24 protein-coding genes are annotated in these 26020 nt (G+C 33.7%); 11 read left to right on the plus strand and 13 right to left on the minus strand.

Annotated features, from left to right (window positions below):
* Positions 1-4: 4 nt before the first annotated feature.
* From IWX80_RS15285 to IWX80_RS15335, 11 genes are all read left to right on the plus strand, one after another.
* Positions 5-1195 carry a hypothetical protein gene (locus IWX80_RS15285; RefSeq protein ID WP_196854189.1) on the plus strand — a complete coding sequence of 397 codons (1191 nt, stop codon included), beginning with the start codon at positions 5-7 and terminating at the stop codon, positions 1193-1195.
* 594 nt (positions 1196-1789) lie between these two features.
* Positions 1790-2353 carry a gluconate 2-dehydrogenase subunit 3 family protein gene (locus IWX80_RS15290; RefSeq protein ID WP_196854190.1) on the plus strand — a complete coding sequence of 188 codons (564 nt, stop codon included), beginning with the start codon at positions 1790-1792 and terminating at the stop codon, positions 2351-2353.
* A 48-nt stretch (positions 2354-2401) separates the two neighbouring features.
* The gene (locus tag IWX80_RS15295; RefSeq protein WP_196854191.1) at positions 2402-4105 is read left to right on the plus strand and encodes a GMC oxidoreductase; all 1704 of its coding nucleotides are present in this window, start codon (positions 2402-2404) and stop codon (positions 4103-4105) included.
* 10 nt (positions 4106-4115) lie between these two features.
* Positions 4116-5276 carry a Gfo/Idh/MocA family protein gene (locus IWX80_RS15300; RefSeq protein ID WP_334682374.1) on the plus strand — a complete coding sequence of 387 codons (1161 nt, stop codon included), beginning with the start codon at positions 4116-4118 and terminating at the stop codon, positions 5274-5276.
* A gap of 39 nt (positions 5277-5315) precedes the next feature.
* Positions 5316-6368, plus strand: a complete 1053-nt coding sequence (locus IWX80_RS15305) for a sugar phosphate isomerase/epimerase family protein (RefSeq protein ID WP_196854192.1) — start codon at positions 5316-5318, stop codon at positions 6366-6368.
* A gap of 19 nt (positions 6369-6387) precedes the next feature.
* Positions 6388-6762, plus strand: a complete 375-nt coding sequence (locus IWX80_RS15310; protein ID WP_196854193.1) for a c-type cytochrome — start codon at positions 6388-6390, stop codon at positions 6760-6762.
* A gap of 100 nt (positions 6763-6862) precedes the next feature.
* Entirely contained in the window at positions 6863-8320 is a 1458-nt protein-coding gene (locus tag IWX80_RS15315) for a Gfo/Idh/MocA family protein (RefSeq protein WP_165151216.1), read from the plus strand.
* Positions 8321-8352: 32 nt separating this feature from the next.
* Positions 8353-9090, plus strand: coding sequence for a 3-keto-disaccharide hydrolase (locus tag IWX80_RS15320; RefSeq protein WP_196854194.1), 738 nt, complete (start codon positions 8353-8355; stop codon positions 9088-9090).
* 56 nt (positions 9091-9146) lie between these two features.
* The gene (locus IWX80_RS15325; protein WP_196854195.1) at positions 9147-10385 is read left to right on the plus strand and encodes a nucleoside permease; all 1239 of its coding nucleotides are present in this window, start codon (positions 9147-9149) and stop codon (positions 10383-10385) included.
* A gap of 9 nt (positions 10386-10394) precedes the next feature.
* Complete coding sequence (locus tag IWX80_RS15330; protein WP_196854196.1) at positions 10395-11288, plus strand: hydroxypyruvate isomerase family protein; 894 nt, start codon at positions 10395-10397, stop codon at positions 11286-11288.
* Positions 11289-11307: 19 nt separating this feature from the next.
* Entirely contained in the window at positions 11308-12183 is an 876-nt protein-coding gene (locus IWX80_RS15335) for a sugar phosphate isomerase/epimerase family protein (protein ID WP_196854197.1), read from the plus strand.
* A gap of 71 nt (positions 12184-12254) precedes the next feature.
* Here the strand turns inward: IWX80_RS15335 and IWX80_RS15340 are convergent, their stop codons facing one another.
* The 13 genes from IWX80_RS15340 to hisD form a co-directional block, all read right to left on the minus strand.
* A complete protein-coding gene (locus IWX80_RS15340) occupies positions 12255-13910 on the minus strand; it encodes a M1 family metallopeptidase (RefSeq protein WP_196854198.1) in 1656 nt (551 codons plus the stop codon).
* 58 nt (positions 13911-13968) lie between these two features.
* On the minus strand, positions 13969-15015 hold the full coding sequence (locus tag IWX80_RS15345) for an alkaline phosphatase D family protein (RefSeq protein WP_196854199.1): 1047 nt from the start codon (positions 15013-15015) through the stop codon (positions 13969-13971).
* Positions 15016-15160: 145 nt separating this feature from the next.
* Positions 15161-16375: an ATP-grasp domain-containing protein gene (locus tag IWX80_RS15350; protein WP_196854200.1), complete on the minus strand. Its 1215-nt coding sequence runs from the start codon at positions 16373-16375 to the stop codon at positions 15161-15163.
* Positions 16376-16378: 3 nt separating this feature from the next.
* Positions 16379-17812 carry a leucyl aminopeptidase family protein gene (locus tag IWX80_RS15355; RefSeq protein WP_196854201.1) on the minus strand — a complete coding sequence of 478 codons (1434 nt, stop codon included), beginning with the start codon at positions 17810-17812 and terminating at the stop codon, positions 16379-16381.
* An 85-nt stretch (positions 17813-17897) separates the two neighbouring features.
* Positions 17898-19043, minus strand: a complete 1146-nt coding sequence (locus tag IWX80_RS15360) for an alpha/beta hydrolase (RefSeq protein ID WP_334682375.1) — start codon at positions 19041-19043, stop codon at positions 17898-17900.
* 124 nt (positions 19044-19167) lie between these two features.
* Entirely contained in the window at positions 19168-19773 is a 606-nt protein-coding gene (hisIE, locus tag IWX80_RS15365; protein ID WP_196854202.1) for a bifunctional phosphoribosyl-AMP cyclohydrolase/phosphoribosyl-ATP diphosphatase HisIE, read from the minus strand.
* A 99-nt stretch (positions 19774-19872) separates the two neighbouring features.
* On the minus strand, positions 19873-20628 hold the full coding sequence (hisF, locus tag IWX80_RS15370; RefSeq protein WP_196854203.1) for an imidazole glycerol phosphate synthase subunit HisF: 756 nt from the start codon (positions 20626-20628) through the stop codon (positions 19873-19875).
* A 75-nt stretch (positions 20629-20703) separates the two neighbouring features.
* Complete coding sequence (locus IWX80_RS15375) at positions 20704-21021, minus strand: four helix bundle protein (protein ID WP_196854204.1); 318 nt, start codon at positions 21019-21021, stop codon at positions 20704-20706.
* A 9-nt stretch (positions 21022-21030) separates the two neighbouring features.
* A complete protein-coding gene (hisA, locus tag IWX80_RS15380; protein ID WP_196854205.1) occupies positions 21031-21762 on the minus strand; it encodes a 1-(5-phosphoribosyl)-5-[(5-phosphoribosylamino)methylideneamino]imidazole-4-carboxamide isomerase in 732 nt (243 codons plus the stop codon).
* A gap of 47 nt (positions 21763-21809) precedes the next feature.
* Complete coding sequence (hisH, locus tag IWX80_RS15385) at positions 21810-22391, minus strand: imidazole glycerol phosphate synthase subunit HisH (protein ID WP_196854206.1); 582 nt, start codon at positions 22389-22391, stop codon at positions 21810-21812.
* 70 nt (positions 22392-22461) lie between these two features.
* Positions 22462-23598, minus strand: coding sequence for a bifunctional histidinol-phosphatase/imidazoleglycerol-phosphate dehydratase HisB (hisB, locus tag IWX80_RS15390; RefSeq protein WP_196854207.1), 1137 nt, complete (start codon positions 23596-23598; stop codon positions 22462-22464).
* Between the two features lie 24 nt (positions 23599-23622).
* Entirely contained in the window at positions 23623-24672 is a 1050-nt protein-coding gene (gene hisC, locus IWX80_RS15395) for a histidinol-phosphate transaminase (protein WP_196854208.1), read from the minus strand.
* Positions 24662-25954, minus strand: a complete 1293-nt coding sequence (gene hisD / locus IWX80_RS15400; RefSeq protein WP_196854209.1) for a histidinol dehydrogenase — start codon at positions 25952-25954, stop codon at positions 24662-24664. The genes hisC and hisD overlap by 11 nt, the downstream gene beginning before the upstream one ends.
* Between the last annotated feature and the right edge of the window lie 66 nt (positions 25955-26020).

The raw sequence follows: 26020 nt of genomic DNA on the forward strand, positions 1-26020 counted from the left end.
CCAAATGATTACAAAATATCGGGAGTTATTTAATGCTCAGTTTACAGAAAAGAAATATCAGGAATTCAAAGATGATATTGCTTCCGATTTTAATTATTTGCCTACTTTTCGCTTAGCTGAAACTCCTTTTTTTATTTCTAAAGAATTAAAAGAACAATTGATTGAAGGTTGTAATGATGTTATAGCTTTCATTAAGAAAGATGATTTTAAATCACTTACAAACAAATCATTAGAACTTAATTATAAAGTTCCTAATGAGGATGATCACACTACTTTTTTAGCTATTGATTTTGGAATTTGTGAACAAGACGGTCAAATTATCCCTAAATTAATCGAGGTACAAGGATTTCCTTCTTTGTACAATTATCAGTTTAATCTATATCAAAAGTTTCAAAACCACTTTCCTTTTCTTAGTGAATTTACGCCATTTATAGACAACATTGAACCGCAAGAATATTTGAATATTTTAGAGGAAGTAATTTGTAATCATCATCCAAAAGAAAATGTTATTCTGCTTGAAATAGAACCTGAAAAACAAAATACCAAGATTGATTTTTATTATTGCAAAAGAGATATCGGGATTCCAATTGTATGCGTTACTGACTTAATAAAAAAGGGCAAACAATTATTTTATAGAAATGCCACTGGAAATGAAATTCTCGTTAAAAGAATTTATAATCGGGTTATTTTTGATGAATTGGATTTGCGAACTGATTTGAAGTTAAATTTCCATTTTTCTGATGAACTTGATGTGGAATGGGCAGGACACCCTAATTGGTTTTTCAGAATCAGTAAATTTATTTTACCTCTTTTAAAAGGGAAATACTTTATTGAAACTACTCTTTTAAGCGAACTAAAGGAAATTCCCAAGGACTTAGAAAACTATGTTCTAAAACCACTATTTTCATTTTCAGGAACAGGCGTTATTTTTCATGTTACAAAAGAAGATATCGAAGCTGTAGTTGAAAAAGAGCTTTATATTCTTCAAAAAAAGGTGAACTACCTTCCTATCGTACAGTCACCTGAAGGAAAAGTGAAAGCAGAAGTTCGTGTACTTTGTATTTGGAAAAAAGAAGATGCTGCTCCTACTCTAGTCTGCAACTTAGTGCGCTTGAGCCGAGGAGAAATGATAGGTGTGAAATTCAATCAGGATAAAGATTGGGTTGGCGGAACACTTGGATTATTTGAAAGGTAATATATTCTATGTATTAAGTAATTGAAATTCAATTATGTTGCCTAAGATAAATTGAAATTTTTTGAATTATTTCTAATGGATTTCGTCAACTTAATAACCTCCTTAAATCCTGATTTTTGTAACTTTTTACATTTTATTTTCATTTAAATAATTGCTTCTAGTACTTATTAAATTGAACTTTTAATTGGTTTTAGACCAATAATATTAATGCTTCTACCATTACAGAATTTCACTACATTAATTATAGTTCTTTTTTATGTACAATTTTTGGCGATAATGTCATTTTAACGCATTGAAAATCCTTAAAATGAAAATAGAGTAAAATTTTATAAGTTAAAACCTACTAATTTGAAATAAAAACGGTAAAAAAAAAGGATTATACTTCATTTCCAGCTTGCCAAAAATATATTTTTTATCGTAATAATAGATTCCAGACAGTGTTTTATGAATTTATTAAAGTGATTCCCTTAATAATTTGAAAAATATGGAATAATTCAATATTTTAACATAAAAAAAATTAAGCTGTTTTTTTTTTCTTTATTATTGTATAGTTATAATAATTCAAGAATAATCAACAATTTTAATAATTAGCAAATGAATAGAAGAGAAGCACTTAAAAGCGTTGCGTTTTTGATGGGAAGCGCAATCTCAGCAACTACTATGGGCGTTTTATTTGAAAGTTTTACTTTGCCCGAACAAGAAAAAAATCATGTATCTTTTTCTGCTACGGATGAAGAAATTTTGGCTGAATTCGCCGACATCATTATACCAACCACAGCCTCTTCGCCAGGAGCTAAGGCTGCAGGACTAGGTGCTTTTATTCCAATGATGATTAAAGATTGTTATCCTGCAAAACTGCAAGAAACTTTTGCTTCAGGATTGAAGGCAATGCAATACCAATGTTCTAAAGATTTTGGTAAAGATTTCTTGTCAATGTCAGTTGAAGAACGTCAAAAACTAATGACTTCATTGCGTGATGAGGCAATTGCCAGCAATAGAGCTCCTTCATTCTTTTTATTGGCTAGAGATTTAACGCTTCTAGGCTATTACTCTTCTGAAATAGGTTGTACACAAGCGCGCGAATATCTACCTGTTCCAGGACGTTATGATGGAAGTGCTACTTATACACCAGGACAAAAAGCTTGGGCTACCAATTAATTGATTGCCATTATCTTAAACTATTTTATTAAATAAAAAATACTACACGTGAATATAAATACCAATTTAAAAGCGGAAAATACATATGATGCTATTGTAATAGGATCAGGAATTAGTGGTGGTTGGGCTGCAAAAGAACTTACCGAAAAAGGTTTAAAAGTTTTGATGTTAGAACGAGGAATGAATATTGAACACATTACAGATTACGAATCTGCAATGAAAGCTCCATGGGAATTTGAGCATGCAGGTAAACTTACAGAAGAACAAAAACGAACACATCCAGTTCAAACAAGAGATTATCCATACAATGAAGCTACCGAAAAATGGTGGGTGAATGATTTAGAATGTCCATACACTGAAGACAAACGTTTTGACTGGTACAGAGGTTTTCATGTGGGTGGAAAATCGTTAATGTGGGGTCGTCAAAGTTACCGTTTTAGTGACCATAATTTTGAGGATAATGCGAAAGATGGTCATGGTAATGACTGGCCTATTCGTTATAAAGACCTTACTAAATGGTATGATTACGTAGAGAAATTTGCAGGAATCAGTGGACAAGCAGAAAACTGGCCATTATTGCCGGATGGTAAATTTTTGCCTCCAATGGATTTAAATTGTGTAGAAAAATCAGTTAAAGAAAGATTAGAAAAACATTATAACAGAACACGAATTCTTACTATTGGCCGTACAGCAAACTTGACTGTACCTCATAAAGGACGTGGTAGTTGTCAATATAGAAATTTATGTAGCCGTGGTTGTCCGTTTGGAGCATATTTCAGCACACAATCATCAACATTGCCTGCTGCTATGGCAACAAATAGACTGACTGTGAGACCCTACTCTATCGTGAATCATATCATTTATGATAAAGATACAAAAAAGGCAAAGGGAGTAATGGTTATTGATGCAGAAACAAATGAAACTATGGAGTTTTATGCCAAAATTGTTTTTGTAAATGGTTCAACCTTAGGATCAACATTTATATTATTGAATTCTACTTCAGAGGCACATCCAAATGGGATGGGTAACGCTAGTGGTCAATTAGGACATAATCTAATGGATCATCATTTCCGTTGCGGTGCTGAAGGAAGTGCTGAAGGTTTTGAAGATAAATATACCTACGGAAGAAGAGCCAACGGAATTTATATTCCAAGGTATCAAAATGTTGGAAATGATAAAAGAGATTATTTAAGAGGTTTTGGATATCAAGGTGGTGCCAGCAGAGGATTATGGCATAAAGAAGTTGCCGAATTAGCTTTTGGTGAAAACTTTAAAGCTACCATGTCATTACCTGCTGATTCTTGGAGCATGGGATTGGGTGGATTTGGAGAAATGTTACCTTATTATGAAAACAAAGTGTATATCGATCACAACAAAAAAGATAAATGGGGACAACCTGTTTTGGCTATTGATTGCGAATACAAAGAGAATGAAGCTAAAATGCGAGAAGATATGATGAATGATGCTGCTGAAATGCTTGAAGCGTCTGGAATCAAAAATGTAAAAACATACGATAACGATTGTTATCCAGGAATGGCTATACACGAAATGGGTACTGCCAGAATGGGGAACGATCCTAAGGATTCGGTTTTAAATAAATGGAATCAAATGCATGAAGTAAGTAATGTTTTTGTTACTGATGGTTCTTGCATGCCTTCTATCGCTTGTCAAAATCCATCATTAACATTTATGGCTTTAACGGCTCGTGCATGTGATTATGCAGTAAAAGAATTAAAAAAAGGAAATATTTAGGTTTATCATTATGAGAAAATTAAGAATGGGAATGGTTGGTGGTGGTCAAGATGCCTTTATAGGTGCAATTCACCGCTTAGCCGCCAATATGGATGGACTTATAGAATTAAGTTGTGGAGCATTAAGCATAAAACCAGAAACTGCTCTTGCATCCGGAAAGGCTTTATTTCTTCCTGAATCAAGAATATATTTGACTTATGAAGAAATGATTAAAGCAGAAGCGGCATTGCCAGCTGATGAAAAAATAGATTTTGTTACTATAGTTACTCCAAATTTTGCACATTTTGCACCTGCAATGATGGCTTTAGAACATGGTTTTAATGTTGTAATTGAAAAACCTATGACTTTTTCATTGGAAGAAGCAAAACTATTGAAAGAAAAAGTAGAAGAAACAGGACTAATTCTTTGTCTAACGCATACCTACTCTGGTTATCCAATGGTCAAACAAGCGAAAGCAATGATTCGTGAAGGTAAACTGGGTAAGATTAGAAAAGTTTTGGTTGAATATCCTCAAGGTTGGCTGAGCACACTCTCAGAGAGAGAAGGAAACGCGCAAGCAGCTTGGAGAACGGATCCTAAAAAATCTGGAAAAAGTTCTGTAATGGGCGATATTGGAACTCATGCCTCGCATTTAGCTGAATATATTACTGGTGCTAAAATTACCGATGTTTGTGCAGAATTAAACACCTTAGTTGAAGGTCGTTTGATGGATGATGATGGCGCTGTATTATTAAAATTTGACAATGGAGCTAAAGGAGTTTTAATAGCATCACAAGTTGCAGCTGGAGAAGAAAATGCCTTAAAAATCAGAGTTTATGGTGAAAAAGGTGGAATCGAATGGTTTCAACATGATCCAAACACTTTAACGGTTAGATGGCTAAATGAACCAGCGCAAATTTTAAGAGCTGGATCTAATTATAGCCATTTATCATCTTTTACAACCCATAATTGCCGAACTCCTGGCGGACATCCAGAAGGTTATTTAGAAGCATTTGCTAATATTTATCGCAACTTTGCTTTAACAGTTGGCTGTAAATTAGATGGTATCGAACCTACTCCTGAAATGCTAGACTTCCCTTCTGTAGAAGATGGAGTTAGAGGAATGGCATTTATAGATAATGTAGTAGCATCATCTCAATCGGATAAAAAATGGACTCCTTATGTTTTATAATAAATTAGGAATTCATAAAAGTTTTAGACAAAATATAATATGACAACAATACAAGGTCCTGCAGTATTTTTAGCACAATTTATCAGTGATGAAGCTCCTTTTAATTCCTTAGACGGAATTTGTAAGTGGGCAGCTGATTTAGGTTTTAAAGGTATCCAAATGCCAACATTAGATACTCGATTTATTGATTTGCAAAAGGCTGCAGAAAGCAAAACCTACGCAGAGGAACTTAAAGGTACAATTGCTTCTTACGGATTAGAAATTACTGAATTATCAACTCATTTGCAAGGTCAGTTAGTAGCTGTTCATCCTGCTTACGATGATTTTTTTGATGCTTTTGCACCGAAAAATGTTCATGGGAAACCAAAAGCAAGACAAGAATGGGCCGTTCAACAATTGAATTATGCTGCAAAAGCATCCCAAAATTTAGGATTAAATGCACACGCAACTTTTAGTGGTTCATTGCTTTGGCAATATTTTCACCCTTGGCCACAACGACCTCCGGGCTTAGTAGAAGACGGTTTTGCTGAATTGGCAAAGCGTTGGTTGCCAATTTTAAATGAGTTTGATCAAAATGGGATCGATCTTTGTTATGAAATTCACCCAGGAGAAGATTTGTTTGATGGGGAAACTTATGAAATGTTTTTGAAGGCTGTAAATAACCATTCCAGAGCTTGCTTGTTGTATGATCCATCACATTTTGTATTACAACAGTTAGACTACATTCAATACATTGATTTTTATCATGAAAGAATCAAAGCATTTCACGTAAAGGATGCCGAGTTTAATCCAACAGGAAAGCAAGGAACTTTTGGAGGATATCAAAGTTGGGTAAACCGTGCCGGGCGTTATCGCTCTCCCGGAGATGGCCAAATTGATTTTAAAACTATTTTCAGCAAACTGGCACAATACGATTTCAAGGGTTGGGCAGTTATGGAATGGGAATGTTGCATTAAAAACCAAGAAGATGGAGCACGAGAAGGTGCCGAATTTATAAAAAATCATATTATAAAAGTTACCGACAAAGCATTTGATGATTTTGCTGCTGTGGAAACGAATAAAGCTTTTAATAGAAAAAACTTAGGATTATAAAACTTAAATTGAAATGAAAATGAAATTAAAATATTTGCTTTTTGGGGTTGCTTTAATTGGCTTAACCTCATTTTCTAATGATAATTTAGACACAAAATATACTACAGCCAGGAAAAGAACAAATACTGTTTTTCAAGCATCAGAAGGTGAAAAACTTATTGCTAAATCGGATTGTATTGGATGTCATAAATTAGACAAAAAACTGATAGGTCCCTCCTATTTAGACATTGCAAAAAAATATCCCTCTAATGATAAAAATGTAGCTTATTTATCCGGTAAAATCATAAAAGGAGGTTCTGGAGTTTGGGGAACAATTCCTATGTCAGCGCATGCATCTTTGAAAAAAAATGATGCAACTTCTATGGCAAAGTATATTTTATCGCTGAAAAAATAATAGTATAGGTGTTTGTAAATTCTTCATCCCTGTAGATTATTTAAAATAAACCATTTCTCAAAATATTTTTATTTCTATTAACTAACCGTATTAAAAATAAATGAAACAAAAAGAAGACGAAAATAAAATCATAAATAACCGTCGTGATTTTATAAAAACAACTGCAATAGCAGCTGCAGCTTTTATGATTGTTCCTCGCCATGTTTTGGGTAGAGGATTTGTTGCACCCAGTGATCGTTTATCAATAGCAAGTATTGGCGTTGGAGGAAAAGGAAAATCGGATATAGCTATGTTTGCCAGCAGTGGAAAAGCTGATATTTCATTTTTATGTGATGTTGATACCAGAAGAGCTGCTGCAAGTGTAAATGCTTTCCCTAAAGCTAAATTTTACAAAGATTGGCGTGAAATGTTAGACAAAGAACATAAAAATTTCGATGCTGTTTCTGTTTCCACTCCAGATCATAATCATGCTATTCAAGCCCTTGCCGCTATGCAATTAGGAAAACATGTTTATGTTCAAAAACCTATGGCACATGATATTTACGAAGCTCGTATTTTGACTCAAGCTGCAAAAAAATATAAAGTAGTGACCCAAATGGGAAATCAAGGTGCCTCAAATGATGGTACCAGAATAATGAAAGAATGGTATGAAGCCGGTTTAATTGGAGATGTTCACACAATTCATGCTTGGACAGACCGTCCGGTGTGGCCTCAAGGTATTCCTTGGTCAGCCAATAAAGCCGATATTCCAAAAGAATTAGATTGGGATTTATGGTTAGGAACTGCTCCTTATAAAGACTATGTAAACAAATTAGTGCCTTTCAACTGGCGCGGTTGGTGGGATTACGGTACTGGTGCTTTAGGAGATATGGGTTGCCATTTATTAGAAGCTCCTTTTAGTGTATTGAACTTAAAATATGCAAAAGATGTTCAATGTAGCGTAGGTTCTGTTTATGTAGATGAGTTTCAAAGAGGGTATTTCCCTGAGAGTTGTCCTCCTTCAAGTCACGTAACCTTAACTTTTCCAAAAACGGAAAAAACAAACGGTGACATAGCAGTACACTGGATGGATGGAGGAATTCAACCTGAAAGACCTTCTGAATTAGGACCTAATGAAATTTTTGGAGATGGTGGAAATGGAACATTATTCACAGGAACTAAAGGTAAAATGATGTGTGATACGTATGGTTTAAATCCTCGTTTGCTTCCTCTTAGCAAAAATGAAAATCTCAAAGTTGCTCAAAAATATAACAGAGTAAAAGATGGCGCCGAAGGTCATTACAGACAATGGGTTGAAGCCGCAATTGCAGGTTACGGGAAAAAAGAATTAAGTTCTCCTTTTGAAATTGCCGGACCTTTAACTGAAGCTTTGTTGATGGCAAATCTTGCAATCAGAGGATACGATGTCATGCGAGAAGAGCTTGGAGAAGAGGTGTATCCAGGACGTTCTGCAAAATTATTATGGGATAATGACGCCATGAGAATTACAAATTTTGATGAAGTAAATCAATTTGTGAAACGTGATTATCGTCAAGGTTGGAAAGCTTTAACTTTATAAGCAAGATTAATTATTAATTCAAAAATTTAAAAATGATTAAAAATATTTGTACTTCATTAATTGTAATGATATTGATTCAAACTGCAAATGCGCAACAAGCGCCCGTACCAAAAGGATTTAAATCAATATTTGACGGACAATCAACAACGGGATGGCACACCTACGGAAAAAAAACGGCTGGTTCTGGTTGGAAAGTTGAAGAAGGCACCTTGCATTTTGATCCAACTGCTGCACAAAATGGACAAGGAGGCGATTTGGTAACTGATGTAGAATACGAGAATTTTCATTTGAAATTAGAATGGAAAGTTGCAGCAAATGCCAATAGTGGTATCATTTTTTATGTGAATGAGGATTTAACAAAATTCAAAAACACTTATGAAACTGGTTTAGAAATGCAAGTATTGGACAATAATGGCCATCCAGATGCTAAAATTGAAAAACACAGAGCTGGAGATTTATATGATTTAATCAAAAGTACATCAGAACCCGTAAAACCGGTTGGAGAATGGAATTCTGTTGATATTGTTTGTAAATTCGGAAAACTGACTATGTTATTGAATGGTGTAAAAGTAGTTGAAACAACACTTTGGGATGATAATTTTAAAACTATAGTAGCTGGAAGTAAATTCGCTACTTGGCCAGGTTTTGCAGCATTCAAAAAAGGTAAAATTGCACTGCAAGATCATGGAGATAATGTTTGGTTCAGAAACATCATGATTAAAGAATGGAATACCATGAAAATTACAACTGGATGTGAAGCCGGAATGTAATTAATATTTGAAAATTAAAAATAACCAAAACCAAAAAATAAAAAACCAACCAACCAATGAATAGTACTACCCGAATTAAATTATCCATAATGATGTTCCTTGAATTTTTTATCTGGGGCGCATGGTTTGTAACTCTTGGAACATTTCTGGGAAATAATTTAAAAGCATCAGGTTCAGAAACTGCTGCCGTTTTTTCGACACAATCATGGGGTGCTATTATTGCTCCTTTCATTATAGGATTAATAGCCGACCGATATTTTAATGCGGAGAAAATTTTAGGAATACTTCATCTTATCGGTGCATTTTTGATGTACCAAATGTATCAATCAGTAGACGTTGGAATGTTCTACACTTACGTTTTAAGTTATATGATTTTATATATGCCAACATTAGCATTAGTAAATTCAGTTTCTTTTAATCAAATGAAAGATCCGGAGAAAGAGTTTGCTAATATTAGAGTTTGGGGAACTATTGGTTGGATTATTGCAGGTTTATCAATCAGTTATTTCTTTCATTGGGATTCTGCTGAAGGAATAAGTTCAGGTTTACTTAAAAACACCTTTTTATTAGCTGGAATTGCTGCATTTATATTAGGTTTGTTTAGTTTTTCATTACCAAAAACACCACCAAAAGTAAGTGATGAAAAAATAAAAATCGGAGATATCATAGGTCTAGATGCTTTAAAATTATTAAAAGACAAGAACTTCGCCATCTTTTTTGTTTCGTCAATTCTAATTTGTATTCCTCTTGCTTTTTATTATCAAAATGCAAACCTCTTTTTAACGGAAGTTGGAGTTGAAAATCCTACAGGGAAAATGGCCATTGGTCAAATATCCGAAGCCTTATTCTTATTATTAATTCCCGTATTTTTTACTCGTTTTGGTTTCAAAAAAACGATTTTAATCGGGATGTTAGCATGGGCTATACGTTATGTTTTATTCGCCTATGGAAATGGAGATGATTTAAGTTTCATGTTGATTATAGGTATTGCGTTGCACGGTATTTGTTATGATTTCTTTTTTGTTTCAGGTCAAATTTACACTAATTCAAAAGCTGGAGAAAAATACAAAAGTGCTGCTCAGGGTTTGATCACTTTAGCCACTTACGGCGTTGGAATGTTAATTGGTTTTGCTGTTGCAGGCTGGATAACAGACAATTACAAAATGGCTGACGGTGCTGTAAACTGGCAAATGGTATGGATTATTCCTGCTGGAATAGCTATCGTTGTGTTCCTACTTTTTGCTCTTTTATTCAATGATAAAAACAAAGCAAAAGAAATTTCTTCTGCTGTATAAAAATAAAAAATGAGTACTAACGTAAATAGAAGATCTGCCATAAAAGGAATATTAGCTGGAACAGCTGTTTTAGGAATTCCATCTGGACTTTCTGCTTTGGCTTTGCCAAAAAATGATTCAGAAATTCCTGTAGGTTTACTGAAAGGAAATATTAATCATTCCGTTTCTCGCTGGTGTTTTGATAGTCTTGATTTGGATACATTGTGCATTGAAGCTAAGAAAATTGGAATTGCCGGTATTGATTTAGTAGGTCCAGCTTCTTGGCCCACATTGAAAAAATATGATTTAGTTTCTACAATGTGCAATGGTGCTGAGATTAATTTAGTGGATGGTTTTAATGATTTGAAATTCCACGAAAAACTCCTAAAAAATTATACAGAAATGATTCCGCTCGTGGCAAAAGCCGGTTATAAAAATCTAATTTGCTTTAGCGGAAGCAGAAGAGCAATAACAGATGAGGAAGGTTGGAATAATTGCGTTGTTGGTTTAAAGAAACTGCTTCCACTTGCTGAAAAGCATAATGTGGTTTTAGTAATGGAATTGTTAAACAGCAAAATTGACCATAAAGATTATCAATGTGACCGAACATCATGGGGAGTAGAATTAGCAAAACGTTTAAACTCCGAAAACTTTAAATTACTTTATGATATTTATCACATGCAAATTGATGAAGGCGATGTGATTAGAAATATAAGAGACAATCATCAATATATTGCTCATTATCATACGGCCGGAGTTCCTGGACGTAATGAAATTGATGACACACAAGAATTAAATTATGCTGCAATTATGAAAGCAATTGCAAAAACTGGTTTTAAAGGTTTTGTAGGACAAGAATTTATTCCTAAAAACCCAGACAAACTAGCTTCATTGAAACAGGCCATTGCAATTTGTGATATTTAACTAATCTAAAAAATAACCCATGATAAAAAGAAGAGAATTTTTAATAAATACTGGTTTAGCTTTAGGCGCATTAGCCATTGCTCCTTCATTTGCATTTGAATCAAAAAAGAGAGCTATCGGAATTCAGTTATGGACATTACGAGATACATTACCAAAAGATGTCAAAGGAGTTTTGTCCCAAGTTGCTAAAGCTGGATTTTGTGAAGTAGAAACTTTTGGTTACTCAGCTGATAAAGGTTTTTTTGGAACTTCAGTTCGTGATTTTAAAATGATATTGGATGATAACGATTTAAAAGCTACAAGTAATCACTTCGATTTTAATTCGATGATCAAAGATGGTTCTACAGATTTAGTTCAAAATTACATAGAAACGGCCAATTTATTAGGTAGCGAATACGTAACAGTACCTTACATAGTTTCCGAATTGAGAGGAACTACAGGTGATGCCTATAAAAAATTAGCATTACAAATCAATAAAGTGGGTGAACTTTGCAAAGCTGGCGGCTTAAAATTAGCATATCACAATCATGATTTTGAATTTACAAAATTTGGTTCAACTAATGGATATGAGATTTTATTAAATGAAACTGATAAAAATTTAGTTGATTTTGAATTGGATTTATATTGGGTAGTTCGTTCTGGAAATGATCCATTACAATTATTCAAAAAATATCCAGGACGTTTCACAATGTGGCACGTAAAAGATATGGATAAAGTAAATCCAGATTGGAATGCTGAAATAGGAACGGGAACTATTGATTTCAAATCGATTTTTGCAGAAGCTAAACTATCTGGAATGAAACGTTTCTTTTTGGAGCACGAATCCAACTATAAACCAAATCCAATAGAATCTGCTGCAGCAAGTTTTAATTACATTAAGAAAAACTTGATCTAAATATTTTTACAAAAATAGAATAAAAAAAGGGATACTTATTGTATCCCTTTTTTTAAAATTTATTCTGAAACTTACTCGGTAATATTAAAACTGGCTACATAAAAGTTTTTATCTATTTCCAGTATTGAATTTTGAGTATTTGCTGGATCAAGCTTCCACTCAATTTCTGGTTGAAGTAATTCTTCTTTTCCATTCAGCGTTACTTTAACAGGCATATTAAATCCATCAACACAATTCGTCCATCGATATCCAAGTTTGTTATCCTTGAAAAAATATTCTAACGTTGGAATTCTGGTATCTCTTAAATACTGATTAAAAACACTTGATAAATCGATTCCAACTTGCTGACTCAAATAATCTTCAATTTGTTTTGTGGTTACCGTTTGATGATAAAAAGTACTGTTCAAGCCTCTCAATATTCCTCTCCATTTTTCATCATCATTTACCAATTGACGTATAGTATGCAGCATATTTGCACCTTTTGGATACATATCGCCTGAACCTTCATTGTTAACATCATAGTTTCCGATTATTGGTTTGTCATTATCAATGTTTTTTCTTGTTCCTCTTACGTACTCAAATCCTGCTTCTTTACCATAATAATATTCAAGAAAAAGACTTTCAGAATAATTGGTGAAACTCTCGTGAATCCACATATCAGCAATATCTTTATACGTAATATTATTAGCAAACCATTCATGTCCAGATTCATGGATAATGATAAAATCAAATTTTAATCCCCAACCCGTTCCACTTAAATCACGTCCTAAATATCCGTTTTGAAATTTATTTCCATAGGTCACTGAACTTTGATGTTCCATTCCTAAATACGGAGCTTCAACTAATTTATAACTGTCTTCATAAAATGGATATGGTCCAAACCAGTGTTCAAAAGCTTTCAACATCTTTGGGACATCCTGAAATTGTTTTTTGGCTTTCGCCAAATTGTCTCGTAAAACGTAATAGGTACAATCTAAGTCGCCTTTTTCTCCTTTATACTTTTCTGAAAATGAAACATAATCGCCTATGTTTATATTTACGCCATAATTATTAATTGGATTAGAAACATACCAATTGTAGGTTTTGGTTCCATCCTTTAATTGCTTGACACTTAGCAAACGTCCATTAGAAACATTAGTCAATTTTTTTGGAACATTGACACTAATCAACATATTTTCCACTTCGTCATACATGTGATCTTTGTTCGGCCACCAAACACTGGCTCCCAATCCTTGACAGGAAGATGCAATAAAAGGAGTTCCATTAACGTCTTTTTTCCAAGTTATTCCTCCGTCCCAAGGCGGATTTACAGCAACTTTTGGTTTACCTCCGTAAAAAACTGTCAGTTCTTTTACAGCACCTTTGGTTTGAGGAGCAATTAATTCGACAAAAAAAGCATTTCCTTCTCTGGTGTATTTTAAAACCTTACCATTTTGAATTACTTTATAAATTTGCATTGGATTTTGCAAATCAATTTGCATAGTATTGTATTCCTGAACAACTTGATATTTTATAGTGTTGGAACCTGAAATAGTGCTATCTACAGGATTTACTTTTATATCAAGATGGTAGTTTTTCACGTCCCACCACGCTCTTTCTTTGGTGATACTCCCTCGCAAAGTATCTTGTTTAGTGAATATTTCCTCTTTTTTTTCCAAAAGTCCTTGCGCTTTTGATCCATTAAAAATAACGAAAGAGATAAAAATAAGACAGAATTGTTTTTTCATAGTAAATGTACTTTGGACAAAAATAAACTTTAAAATTTAGAAATAAAATTCATAAAATTTATTTTTCAGGATAGATTTGGACATGTTCTTGCAACAGCTTATTTCGTTTTCCCCTTATTTCCATGATTACCTTGTTGTTTTCAAAATCAAACTTCAACAACCCAAAATTAATATCTTTGATAACTTCACCTTTCACATAAGGATTTTCTTCACCTGAAAAAGAAGCGTAGGTATGCGTTAATCCGCTTGAAGTAAAATCAATTAAAGGATACGACAAACCAATTACCTTTTTGGAAGAAAATGTAGCGATATGGCGATCACCGGAGATTATAAAAGTACCTTTCGCTTTGGTAGAAACGATTAATTGCTCCAATTTTTCAATCTCATGAGGGAAATTTCCCCAAGCTTCAAAACCGTGTTTATCGGAAAGGAATTGAATACTGCTGACAATTACATTAAATTGTGCATCAGAAGTTTGAAGTTCTTTTTCCAACCATTCCCACTGTGCATTTCCTAACACCGTTCCTTCACCGTATTTATTGAGTTGAAAACGTTTTTTAGAATCGGTAGCTTTCGTTAGTTTAGTTCTAAAAAAACGGGTATCCAATACAATTATTTTGACTTTATTTCCATTTACGTCAATAGTTTTGGCAGTGTAAACGCCATCTCTTTTTCGCTCAGGATCATTTTTTACATTGCCTAAAAAATCCAACAAAAGCTGTTGACTTTCTCTTTTAAAAGGATATTCTTCTCCGCCGTCATTTGCGCCAAAATCATGATCGTCCCAAGTTCCAAGAACGATTTTGTTTTTTATAAATTTTAGATATTCAACATCCTGTTTCTGAATTTCATAATTTTTTTTAAGAACCTGCATATCCTCAGTATCCGAATAGACATTATCACCTCCCCAAATCCAAACAGACGGATGATTTTCAGCTATCGCTGACCAAAGTTCATTCTTAATTTTCTGGTCGTCGCAAGAACCGAAAGCAACCGTGAAAAAAGTATTTTGAACTGGTTTTTCAGTTATAATAGTGGATTTTGTATCCTGCGTTTTGCAACCAATAAAGGTCAAAAAACCAAAAATAAAAAGTATTTTTTTCATGTGGTATTTTTATAAAATATGTTTAGATTCTAAATTTGCTACGAAGATATAAAAATCAGTTCAGTTCAACTTTAAGTAAAGTTTAATAAAAAAGCGACTATTCTTATGGAAATAGTCGCTTTTCTTATAGATTTTAAACCAAAAATTAATGAAGGTTTGTCACTTTACTTTGTTCAACTACAGCAGTAAAATCATTTGCTAAGCGATTGCCATAATCCTCTAACAATTCTAAAACTCTTTCTTGCTTATCTGATTTAACAATAAGACCCGCATGATATTCAAGTGGAACTTTAAAGCAAACTTCCGGATCTGAAAACGATGTTAAATTAGGATGTTGGAATTTTGACAATGTCAAAACGATACCTGCATATCCTTTTTTTACTTTTGGTAAAATGTATTTAGATTCTTTGACCAATCCATTTTCAATTGCTGCCCATTCTTTCCATAAATTGATATTGGAAGCTTCAGCAACCATTTCGGCCAAATGCGCTCCTCCTACTCTTGAGGATGTTTCCAAAAAGTAAATCTGACCATCATCATTACTTTTTATAAACTCTGTATGCGCAGCACCATGTTTCAAGCCAAAGCCTTTCATCACTTGCTCATTTAGTTTTTTTATCGCTTTGTCATCATCAGAATTGTATTTGATATTAGCAGAGCGGAAAACACCGCCTCCTTGTGAAATTTCCATTGGTGTTGCCAAATATTTTGAAGTCAAACTAAAGATTACTTTACTTTCCGAAATCAAACTATCACAGTGATATACATCGCCTGGTTTGAATTGTTCGATTAAATATTTGAACCTGTTATTCCCCATTTCATTGATGTGAATCCACAAACTCTCTTTATCAAACACTTTTATAATCCCTGATGCAGATGCTTCAGAGCGTGGTTTCAGAACCCATGGAGCCGGAATTGTATCCGCAAAAGTGTTGATGTCATGGTCATTAAATAAAGAGCAAAAAGCCGGAATAGGAATTCCACAACTTTTAGCTCTCATTCGCATGGCTAGTTTATCCCTAAAATAACGTCCCGTAGTTTGTCCCATTCCATCAATACGAAGATTTTCCCTGAGATACGTAGCTTTTTCAACATCATAATCGTCCAAAGCTACAATTGCATCAATTTTAGTTGACTTCATAAAATTACCAACACCTAATAACAGATGTTCTAAATTCCAATCGACATCCTGCCCTTCCATATAAAAAATCTCATCAAGATATTGATGTGGCCATGGTTTATCCCTCAGTTTTTCGCTAGTCACTAAATAGACTTTGTTGCCTGACTTTTTTAAATTAATTAAAAAATCGGACCCTTTGAAATAATTTGAAATACAAAGAAACGTTTTAGAATTTTCCATAGGTTATAAATTTTCAATGAATTTAGTTAATAAATGGACACCAAATGCTGTTGCATGCTTACTTTTAGCAAATTCATCATCGCCAAATGCTACTCCAGCCACATCCAAATGTGCCCAAGCTTTATGTTCTTGCGTAAAATATTCTAAAAATTTAGCCGCACTTATGGCTCCAGCAACCGCTTTTCCACTAAAATTCTTGACATCAGCAATATCACTTTCAATATCTGATTTATATACATCCCAAAGCGGTAATGGCCACAAACGCTCCCCAATTGCATCTCCGTTTTCTTGTAATTTCTTAGCCATTTCTTCGTTATTGGTAAACAAAGCACCACATTCAAAACCAAGTGTAGCCACGCTGCTTCCCGTCAATGTAGCAATATCAACAATATATTCCGGGTCGAAATTTTTAATCAAATAGGACAATCCATCAGCTAAAACTAGTCGGCCTTCAGCATCTGTATCGATTATTTCTATAGAATGTCCGCTGTAACTGTGAATTACATCACTTGGCAAAAATGATTTTGCGTCCACAGCATTTTCGGCACAAGGTACAATTGCAGTTACTTTTACAGGTAATTGCAAATCAGCAATTAGTTGCATTGCCCCAAAAACTGCACCACCACCTGCCATATCACATTTCATATGAAGCATTCCTGCTGTTTTTATATTCAATCCTCCAGTGTCAAAAGTGATTCCTTTTCCTACCAATCCAACATGTTTTAGATGTGGGACTTCTTGTTTAGGAGTGTAATTCATGATAATGAACTGAGGCTCATTTTCACTTCCTTTTCCTACCGCTAAAAAAGCACCCAATCCAACTATTTTTGAAGCATCGTATCCCAAAACTTCAACCTCAAATCCATATTGATCTCCTGTTTCTTTGGCCCATTTTGCTAAATATTTTGGATTAACAGTATTAGGCGGCAAATCGACTAAGCTGTACGTTGCTAATTGTGCTTTGGCAATTTTAATTCCTTTTTTGGCTGCAGCCAAATGATCTTTTTCTGAAATCAAACTCAAATTAAAATCGGGTTCTATAAATGGATGTGTTTTTTTGTCTAATTTAAAATGACCTAAATCATACGTACCCAAAAGCAAACCTGAAACCATAGCTTCAATCTGGTTTTCAATGAATTCCTCCGGTATAACTAAACCTACATTCGAACTGAAATTATCTTTTTGTTTCGATGAAATGCGGCGAAAAATAGTTTTCAAAGATTTATAATCTATAGTTTTTCCCAATCCAATGAAGAGATACGTATTATCATTTTCTTCAGCTAAATAGTGAGAATCTTTTTTTCCATAAAAAACTTTTGAAGAAATTTCCAAACCATTGAATGTAATGGGAACGATACTTTTTGAATAGGTTTCAAAAACTGGAATCAAAATTGTGCCTGAAAAATTATCTGAATTTGTAATTGTTGTGGTTATCATTTTCTTTGTTTTTTTTATGGCTAACTAATTAAATTTAATAGTATTGCCTGATAATTTTGTGTTTTATATTCGATAAATAGCTTCACTACGAATTTTTTGTATTAAAAAATAACCATTCTATGGCTTTAGGAAATTCATCACTCCAATAGGTTTCACTATGTTTTCCTTGCCTGTTTATACTTAAATTAATGTTCGATTTTTCTTTCACAAATTCACTTGAAATCAAATCACTCTGAAACTTATTTACATGCTCAATCATAGTTTTACTTTCATCACCGCCAGCATATAAATATACTTTGGTGTCAGCGGTATCAGCTTTCTTTATGTCAATTTTTAACTCCGGAACAACCCACAGTGACGGAGAAAAAATCATTAATTTTCCATACACTTCAGGATTTCTTAATCCACTAAAAATGCTCACTAAAGCACCCATAGAACTTCCTCCTATTCCTGTAAATTCCCGTTCCTTTTTGGTTCTAAAATGACTGTCTACATAGGGTTTTAATGTGTCCGTTACAAAGCGAATGTATTTCTTACCTTGTCCTTTTCCCAGAACTGTTTTCCCAACATTGTATTCTTTTATGCGATCTTCTTCAGCGTGTTCTATTGCGATAATTATAATTTTTCCAATTTTGTACTCGGACATAACTGCCAATTTCTTATCAATTTCCCAATTGCCAAATTCAGCAGTTTCATTGAATAAATTTTGGGCATCCTGTAAATACATCACCGGATAACTTTCACTTGAATTGTCATAATCATGTGGTAAAAGTGCCCAAATTTTTCTGGTTTTGTTGAGTTGCGGAATCTCAAATTCATCAGATATCAACTGCACTTGAGGCAAAAAGGATTGCTTAAAAGGCAACCAATTTTTTCTCCATCTCGCAACGTGCTCGTTTTGAATTCCAGTATGCGCTATTGTAGAGCGATTTTCGGTTCGATTTCCATGGCTGTCAATCTCTACTTCACTCCAATCCCCTTTTGTAAATTTATATAAAAGCTCAGCTGGGTAATCAAAATCGTGCGAAAATTTATAATGATACGAACTGTTTCCTATTTTCTCCATCAGAAAATCTTTGTCCTGTGTACGCCAATTATTAAAATTTCCAGAAATATAAACTGGTCGCGCATCATCTTCATCAGTAGTCAGGATTATATGTAGGCCAGTATTTATTATGGAATTGTTTAAATCAGGGTTAAATGTGGTATTATCTGAATTCATTACTTGCATGCGCTACTTTAAATTTTTAAATAATAGTAAATATAGTGGATTGCATTTGGAAATAAAAGAAAAAAGGAAACCCAATAGCGAATCAATTTTGCTATTGGGTTTTTATAAATGAAATTTAAATATACTAATTTTTCTTTTGACGGCTTTTCAAAACTTCAACAACATCATTTAGTTTAAATCCTTTGGCTTGCAGTAAGATAAGATAATGAAAAAGTAAATCGGCACTTTCTCCTAAAAATAAATCGTCATTTTCATCTTTTGCCTCAATTACAACTTCTATCGCTTCCTCGCCTACTTTCTGAGCTATTTTGTTCATCCCTAATTTAAATAAGGAAGCCACATAACTTTTTTCAGAATCGGCATTTTCTTTCCGAAGTTGAATCGTATCTTCTAACGTTGTTAGAAATCCATAATCAGACTTATTTTCATCAGCCCAACAAGTGTCAGTTCCTTTATGACAAGTAGGTCCTTCCGGTTTTACTTGTATCAATAAAGTATCATTATCACAGTCGTTTTTGATGTCAATCAGATTCAAAAAGTTTCCACTTTCTTCGCCTTTTGTCCAAAGTCTTTGTTTGGTGCGACTATAAAAAGTTACTTTTTTAGTGTCCACCGTTTTTTGATACGCTTCGGCATTCATGAAGCCCAACATCAAAACCGTTTTGGTTTCGCTGTCTTGAATTATGGCTGGAATTAATCCATCTGTATTTTTTGAGAAATCTATGTTCATGTTTTTTAAGTATTAAGTTGTAAGTCTTAAGTATTAAGATATATGTATAAATAAGCAACTCAATACTTAATAACTTATACTTAATAGTTATGCCTTAATTTAAATCCGTACTTCGATATTATTATTTTTAAGGGCTGTTTTTAATGTCTTGATTTCAATTTCTTTAAAATGAAACACACTTGCGGCCAATGCTGCATCAGCTTTTCCTTTTTGAAAAGCATCTACAAAATGTTGTATGTTTCCTGCACCGCCAGAAGCAATAATAGGAATATTAACTAATTCCGACAATTTAGCCAAAGCTTCATTTGCAAATCCATTTTTAGTTCCGTCATTATCCATTGAGGTAAACAAAATTTCACCTGCACCGCGTTCTTCGACTTCCTTTGCCCAATCAAATAAATTCAATTCTGTAGGTACTTTTCCTCCCACTAAATGAACAATCCAATCACCATCAATCTGCTTTGCATCAATCGCAACAACTACACATTGGCTTCCAAATTTCTGTGCCAAATCATTAATCAACTGCGGGTTTTTGACTGCCGAGGAATTAATAGAAACTTTATCAGCTCCATTTTGCAACAAAACTTCCACATCTTTTACAGATGAAATTCCACCACCAACAGTAAACGGAATATTGATCGTTGAAGCGACTTTACGAACCAAATCAATCAAGGTTTTTCTTCTTTCTTCCGTTGCCGAAATATCTAAAAAAACCAATTCATCAGCACCTTCATCCGAATATATTTTGGCTAATTCCACTGGATCTCCTGCATCACGCAAGTCCACAAAATTAACACCTTTTACGGTTCTTCCGTTTTTTATATCGAGACAGGGAATAATTCTTTTTGTTAACATCTAAATTAAGTATTAAATTGTAAAGATGAATTATTAAGTTTTTTTGATATTGTTTTTAGATGTAATAATTATGCTTTATATTAATTTTAAAACCTCTACACCATCGTTATTTAAACTTAAAAATTCTTCATTTGAAATATAATTTGTTGCTTGTAAAAGCTCAAGCCAATATAATGTTTCGTCAGCTTCTTTTTGAGAAATACCCATTTTATGAATGAAATCAGCTTTGCTTTCTGCATTTTTAGCCTCTCTAATATTTGCACCTACAGAAGTTCCTGAACGTAAAATTTGTTTGCTCATTACATATTCACTTCTACTATTTAAAGTTTTATATAAATTAACAATTCTAATAGCAAAAGAAAAACTTTTTATTTTTATTACGTCTTCACTCATATTTAATGCTTAATAATTCATACTTAAAATGTAGTTTTCCAATTGTTTCAACGAAATTCGTCCTTCGTAAATTGCTTTTCCGATTATCGTTCCTTCACAACCTAATTCAGCTAGTTTTGGCAATTCGTCAAAAGTAGAAATTCCTCCTGAAGCAATCAATTTTATGCCCTTGGCTTCCGTCAAAATTTTAGCGTATAAATCAAAAGATGGTCCTTCAAGCATACCGTCTTTGGCAATATCCGTACAAATAACGTACTGAATTCCTTTATGTTGGTAGTCTTGTATAAACGGAATCAAATCTTCGTTTGAATCTTCCAACCAACCTGAAACAGCTACTTTTTCATTATTAGCATCTGCTCCCAAAATGATTTTATCAGAACCATATTCTGCAATCCATTTTTCGAATAGTTCTCTATTCTTCACAGCAATACTCCCACCGGTAATTTGATTAGCACCACTTTCAAACGCAATTTTTAAGTCGGAATCCGATTTTAATCCACCACCAAAATCAATTTTCAATTTGGTTTGCGTAGCAATCTGCTCCAAAATTTTGTAATTCACAATTTGGCTTGATTTGGCTCCGTCTAAATCAACCAAATGCAAGTATTCAATTCCATGTGCTTCAAATGATTTTGCCACTTCAAGCGGATTTTCATTATATATAATTTTGGTATTGTAATCGCCTTTTGATAAGCGAACACATTTTCCTTCTATGATGTCTATTGCGGGTATTATTCTCATTATAATTAGTCTTAAAGTTTGAAAGTCGAAAGTCCTAAAGACTTAACTTAAAGTTTTAAAAAATTCGCCAAAATTTGTTCTCCAATATCACCACTTTTTTCTGGGTGAAATTGTGTTCCATAGAAATTATCTTTCTGTAAAGCTGAAGCATATTCAACTTCATAATCAGTTGTAGCAATGACTTCTGGGCAATTTGGCGCATAAAAACTATGAACCAAATACATGTATTCGTTTTCATTAATTCCTTCAAATAAAGGTGATTTCAAGTTGTAAATCTGGTTCCATCCCATTTGCGGAACTTTCACTTTTGGCGTGAATTTAATTACATCAACATCAAAAATTCCTAAACCTGTAGTGTTCCCTTCCTCTGATTTATTGCACATCAATTGCATGCCCAAACAAATTCCTAAAACGGGTTGTTTCAAGGTTGGAATTAATACATCAAGACCGCTGTCAATAAGCATTTTCATTGCGAAACTAGCTTCGCCAACCCCTGGAAATATAACTCTATCAGCCGCTTTAATTTCTGTCCAATCGTTACTCAAAACAGCCTCAAAACCTAACCTTTCAATAGCGAATTTTATGCTTTGAATATTTCCTGCGCCGTAATTTATGATTACTATTTTCATTTTAGTTTTGTTTCAAGTTTAATGTTTAAAGTTACTCGGGTTAACCTGAAACTTTAAACTTTAAACAATTTTACAACATTCCTTTCGTACTTGGCAAAATCATCTTCTCCGTATCCCTTTTTACAGCTACTTTTATAGCTTTTGCAAAAGCTTTAAAAATGGCTTCAATCTTGTGATGTTCGTTAGTTCCTTCTGCTTTTATGTTGATGTTTGCCTTAGCACCATCCGAGAATGATTTGAAGAAATGATAAAACATCTCCGCAGGCATTTTACCTACCATTTCACGTTTGAATTCGGTTTCCCAAACCAGCCAGTTTCTGCCTCCAAAATCAATAGCCACTTGTGCTAAACAGTCGTCCATTGGTAAACAAAAACCATAACGTTCTATTCCTAATTTGTTTCCTAATGCTTTTGCAAAAACCTCACCAAGTGCAATCGCTGTATCTTCAATTGTGTGGTGTTCATCGACTTCTAAATCACCTTTTACAAGGATTTCCAAGTCCATTTGTCCGTGACGCGCAATTTGGTCCAACATGTGGTCAAAAAAGGCAATTCCGGTTTCGATTTTGCTTTTTCCGGTTCCGTCAAGGTTTAAATTAATGAAAATATCCGTTTCATTCGTTTTTCTTTCTATGGAAGCAGAACGTTCCTCTAATTTTAAAAACTCGTAAATGGTTTTCCAATCAGTAGTTTGCAAGGCAATAACCGAATCCAATTCGTGTCTTTTTGAAGATATTTCATCACCTCCCAAAGCTTCATCTCTGTTAATGAAAATCGCTTTTGAACCTAAGTTTTTGGCTAATTCTACATCAGTTATTCTATCTCCAATTACGAATGAATTCTCTAAATCATACTCGGGATTATTAAGATATTTGGTCAACATAGCAGTGCCAGGTTTGCGAGTTGGCACATTTTCGTGTGGAAATGTTTTGTCGATAAAAACTTCACTGAAAACAACGCCTTCATTTTCAAAAGCTTTCATAATTAAATTATGTACTGGCCAAAAGTTGATTTCCGGGTGAGAATCAGTTCCTAAACCATCTTGATTTGTAACCATTACCAATTCAAAATCCAATTCTTTAGCTATTTTTCCAAGATATTGAAAAGCGTTTGGATAGAATTCTAATTTTTCAAAGCTGTCTAACTGATAATCATGTGGTTCTAAAACCATTGTTCCGTCACGGTCTATAAAAAGTATTTTTTTCATTAAAAAAAGTTTAAAGTTTAAGGTTTAAAGTTGTTTTAAAACCTCAATTAATTTCATATTTTCTTGTTCAGTTCCAACAGTAAAACGCAAACAATTATCGCATAATGGTTGGGTGGTTCGATTCCGAATTACGATTCCTTTTGCAATCAATTCATCATATCTATTATTAGCATCATCTACTTTTACTAAAATGAAATTAGCTTCTGTAGGGTAAATTTTTTCTACAAATTCAATATCAAGTAATACTTTAAGTAATTCCTCTCTTTGTGTTATAATAGAGTCAATTTCAAATTTTATTTTTTCAGGATTGTCCAACCGTTCCAAAGCTCTTTTCTGAGTCAATTCATTTACATTATACGGTGGTTTTATTTTATTTAAAACAGAAATTACTTCCGTAGATGCATAACAAATCCCCAATCTAATTCCTGCCAAACCATAAGCCTTTGATAATGTTTGGGTAATAACTAGATTTGGATATTCATCCAATTCATTGATCCAACTATCTTTCTTTGAAAAGTCAATATAGGCTTCATCAATCACCACTAATCCTTTGAAATTTTGCAAAAGATACGCCACACTTTCATCTGAAAAGGAGTTTCCAGTAGGATTATTTGGAGAACACAAAAAGATGATTTTAGTGTTTTCATCAACAGCCTCCATGATTTTTTCAATTTGCGGTTGAAAGTCTTCTGAAAGTAAAATTTCTTTGTTTTCTACAGCATTAATATTCGCCAAAACACCATACATTCCGTAGGTTGGTGGCAAAGTAATCACATTGTCCCTTTTTGGTTCACAAAAAGCTCTGAATAACAAATCCAACACTTCATCACTTCCGTTTCCAAGCAAAATTTGATTGGTTTTGACCTTTCTTTGTTTTGCCAAAACCTCTTTTACACTCATTTGTTGTGGATCTGGATAACGGTTTACACCATTTTCAAACGGATTTTCATTAGCGTCCAAAAAAATCATATCTGCGGTGTCAAAATCCTCAAATTCATCGCGAGCCGAAGAATAAGGTTTCATTTGCTTAACATTCTCTCTGACTAAATTATTTATATCGAAATTATTTTCCATCTTCAATCGCTTTTAATCGTAATGTAACTGCATTTTTGTGTGCTTGTAAACCTTCCGCTTCTGCCATTATTTCTATAGCTTTTCCGATATTTTGTATCCCTTTTTCGGTTATTTTTTGGAAAGTCATAGATTTAGTAAAACTATCCAAATTTACGCCACTATAATTTTTGGCATAACCATTAGTTGGCAATGTATGATTAGTCCCGGAAGCATAATCTCCGGCACTTTCAGGAGTATAATTCCCTATGAATACAGAACCCGCGTTTTGAACACCATTGCTGTAAAAATCATCAAATTCTGAGCAAATAATAAAGTGTTCCGGTCCGTATTCATTGATTAAGTCCAAAGCAATTTTATCATTTTCAACAAAAATCAATTTTGAATTCGCAATCGCTTTTTCGGCAATTGCTTTTCTTGGCAACGCTTCCATTTGTATCTGGATTTCTGTTTCTACAGCATCAATTAATTTTTTGGAAGTAGAAACTAAAATTACCTGACTGTCCGCACCATGTTCTGCTTGTGACAATAAATCCGAAGCCACAAAAGCCGGAACTGCAGTCTCATCAGCAACAATCAGTAATTCTGATGGTCCAGCCGGCATATCAATTGCTACGCCAAATTGTGTAGCCAATTGTTTTGCAACTGTCACAAATTGATTTCCAGGACCAAAAATTTTATACACTTTTGGAATCGTTTCTGTTCCAAAAGTCATTCCTGCAATAGCCTGAATTCCTCCTACTTTTAATATTTTTGTCACTCCACATAAATTTGCAGCATACAAAATCGCAGGATTTACAACTCCATTTTTATCCGGAGGTGAACATAAAACAATTTCGTTACAACCAGCAATTTCTGCAGGAACAGCAAGCATTAATACTGTAGAAAATAATGGAGCAGTTCCTCCAGGAATGTACAACCCTATCTTTTGAATAGGTCGTTTTTCCTGCCAACAATTTACTCCTTCAATTGTTTCTACAGCAACTCTATCCGTTTTTTGAGCAATATGAAATTTTGAAATATTAGATTTGGCTAACTCAATAGCTTCTTTCAACTCTGGAGAAACGGAAGCAATTGCCAAATCAATTTCAGCTTTAGAAACTTCAATAGTATCAATTTTGGCACCATCAAAAAGCGACGTATATTTTGCAACAGCAACATCACCTTTCTTTTGAACTTCACTGAAAATTTCTTTTACAGTGGCTTCAATGTCATCAATAGTTTTGGTAGGACGCTCTAAAATTGAGGACCAAGATTCTGCTTTAGGATTGTATATTTTATTCATTTATAGTTTTATTCAAAGATTAAATAATAGAATTATTCCGTTTTTAAACTCATAATTCACAACTTA

It is taken from the genome of Flavobacterium sp. CAN_S2, from assembly GCF_015752255.1.
In the GTDB taxonomy this organism is placed as follows: Bacteria; Bacteroidota; Bacteroidia; order Flavobacteriales; family Flavobacteriaceae; genus Flavobacterium.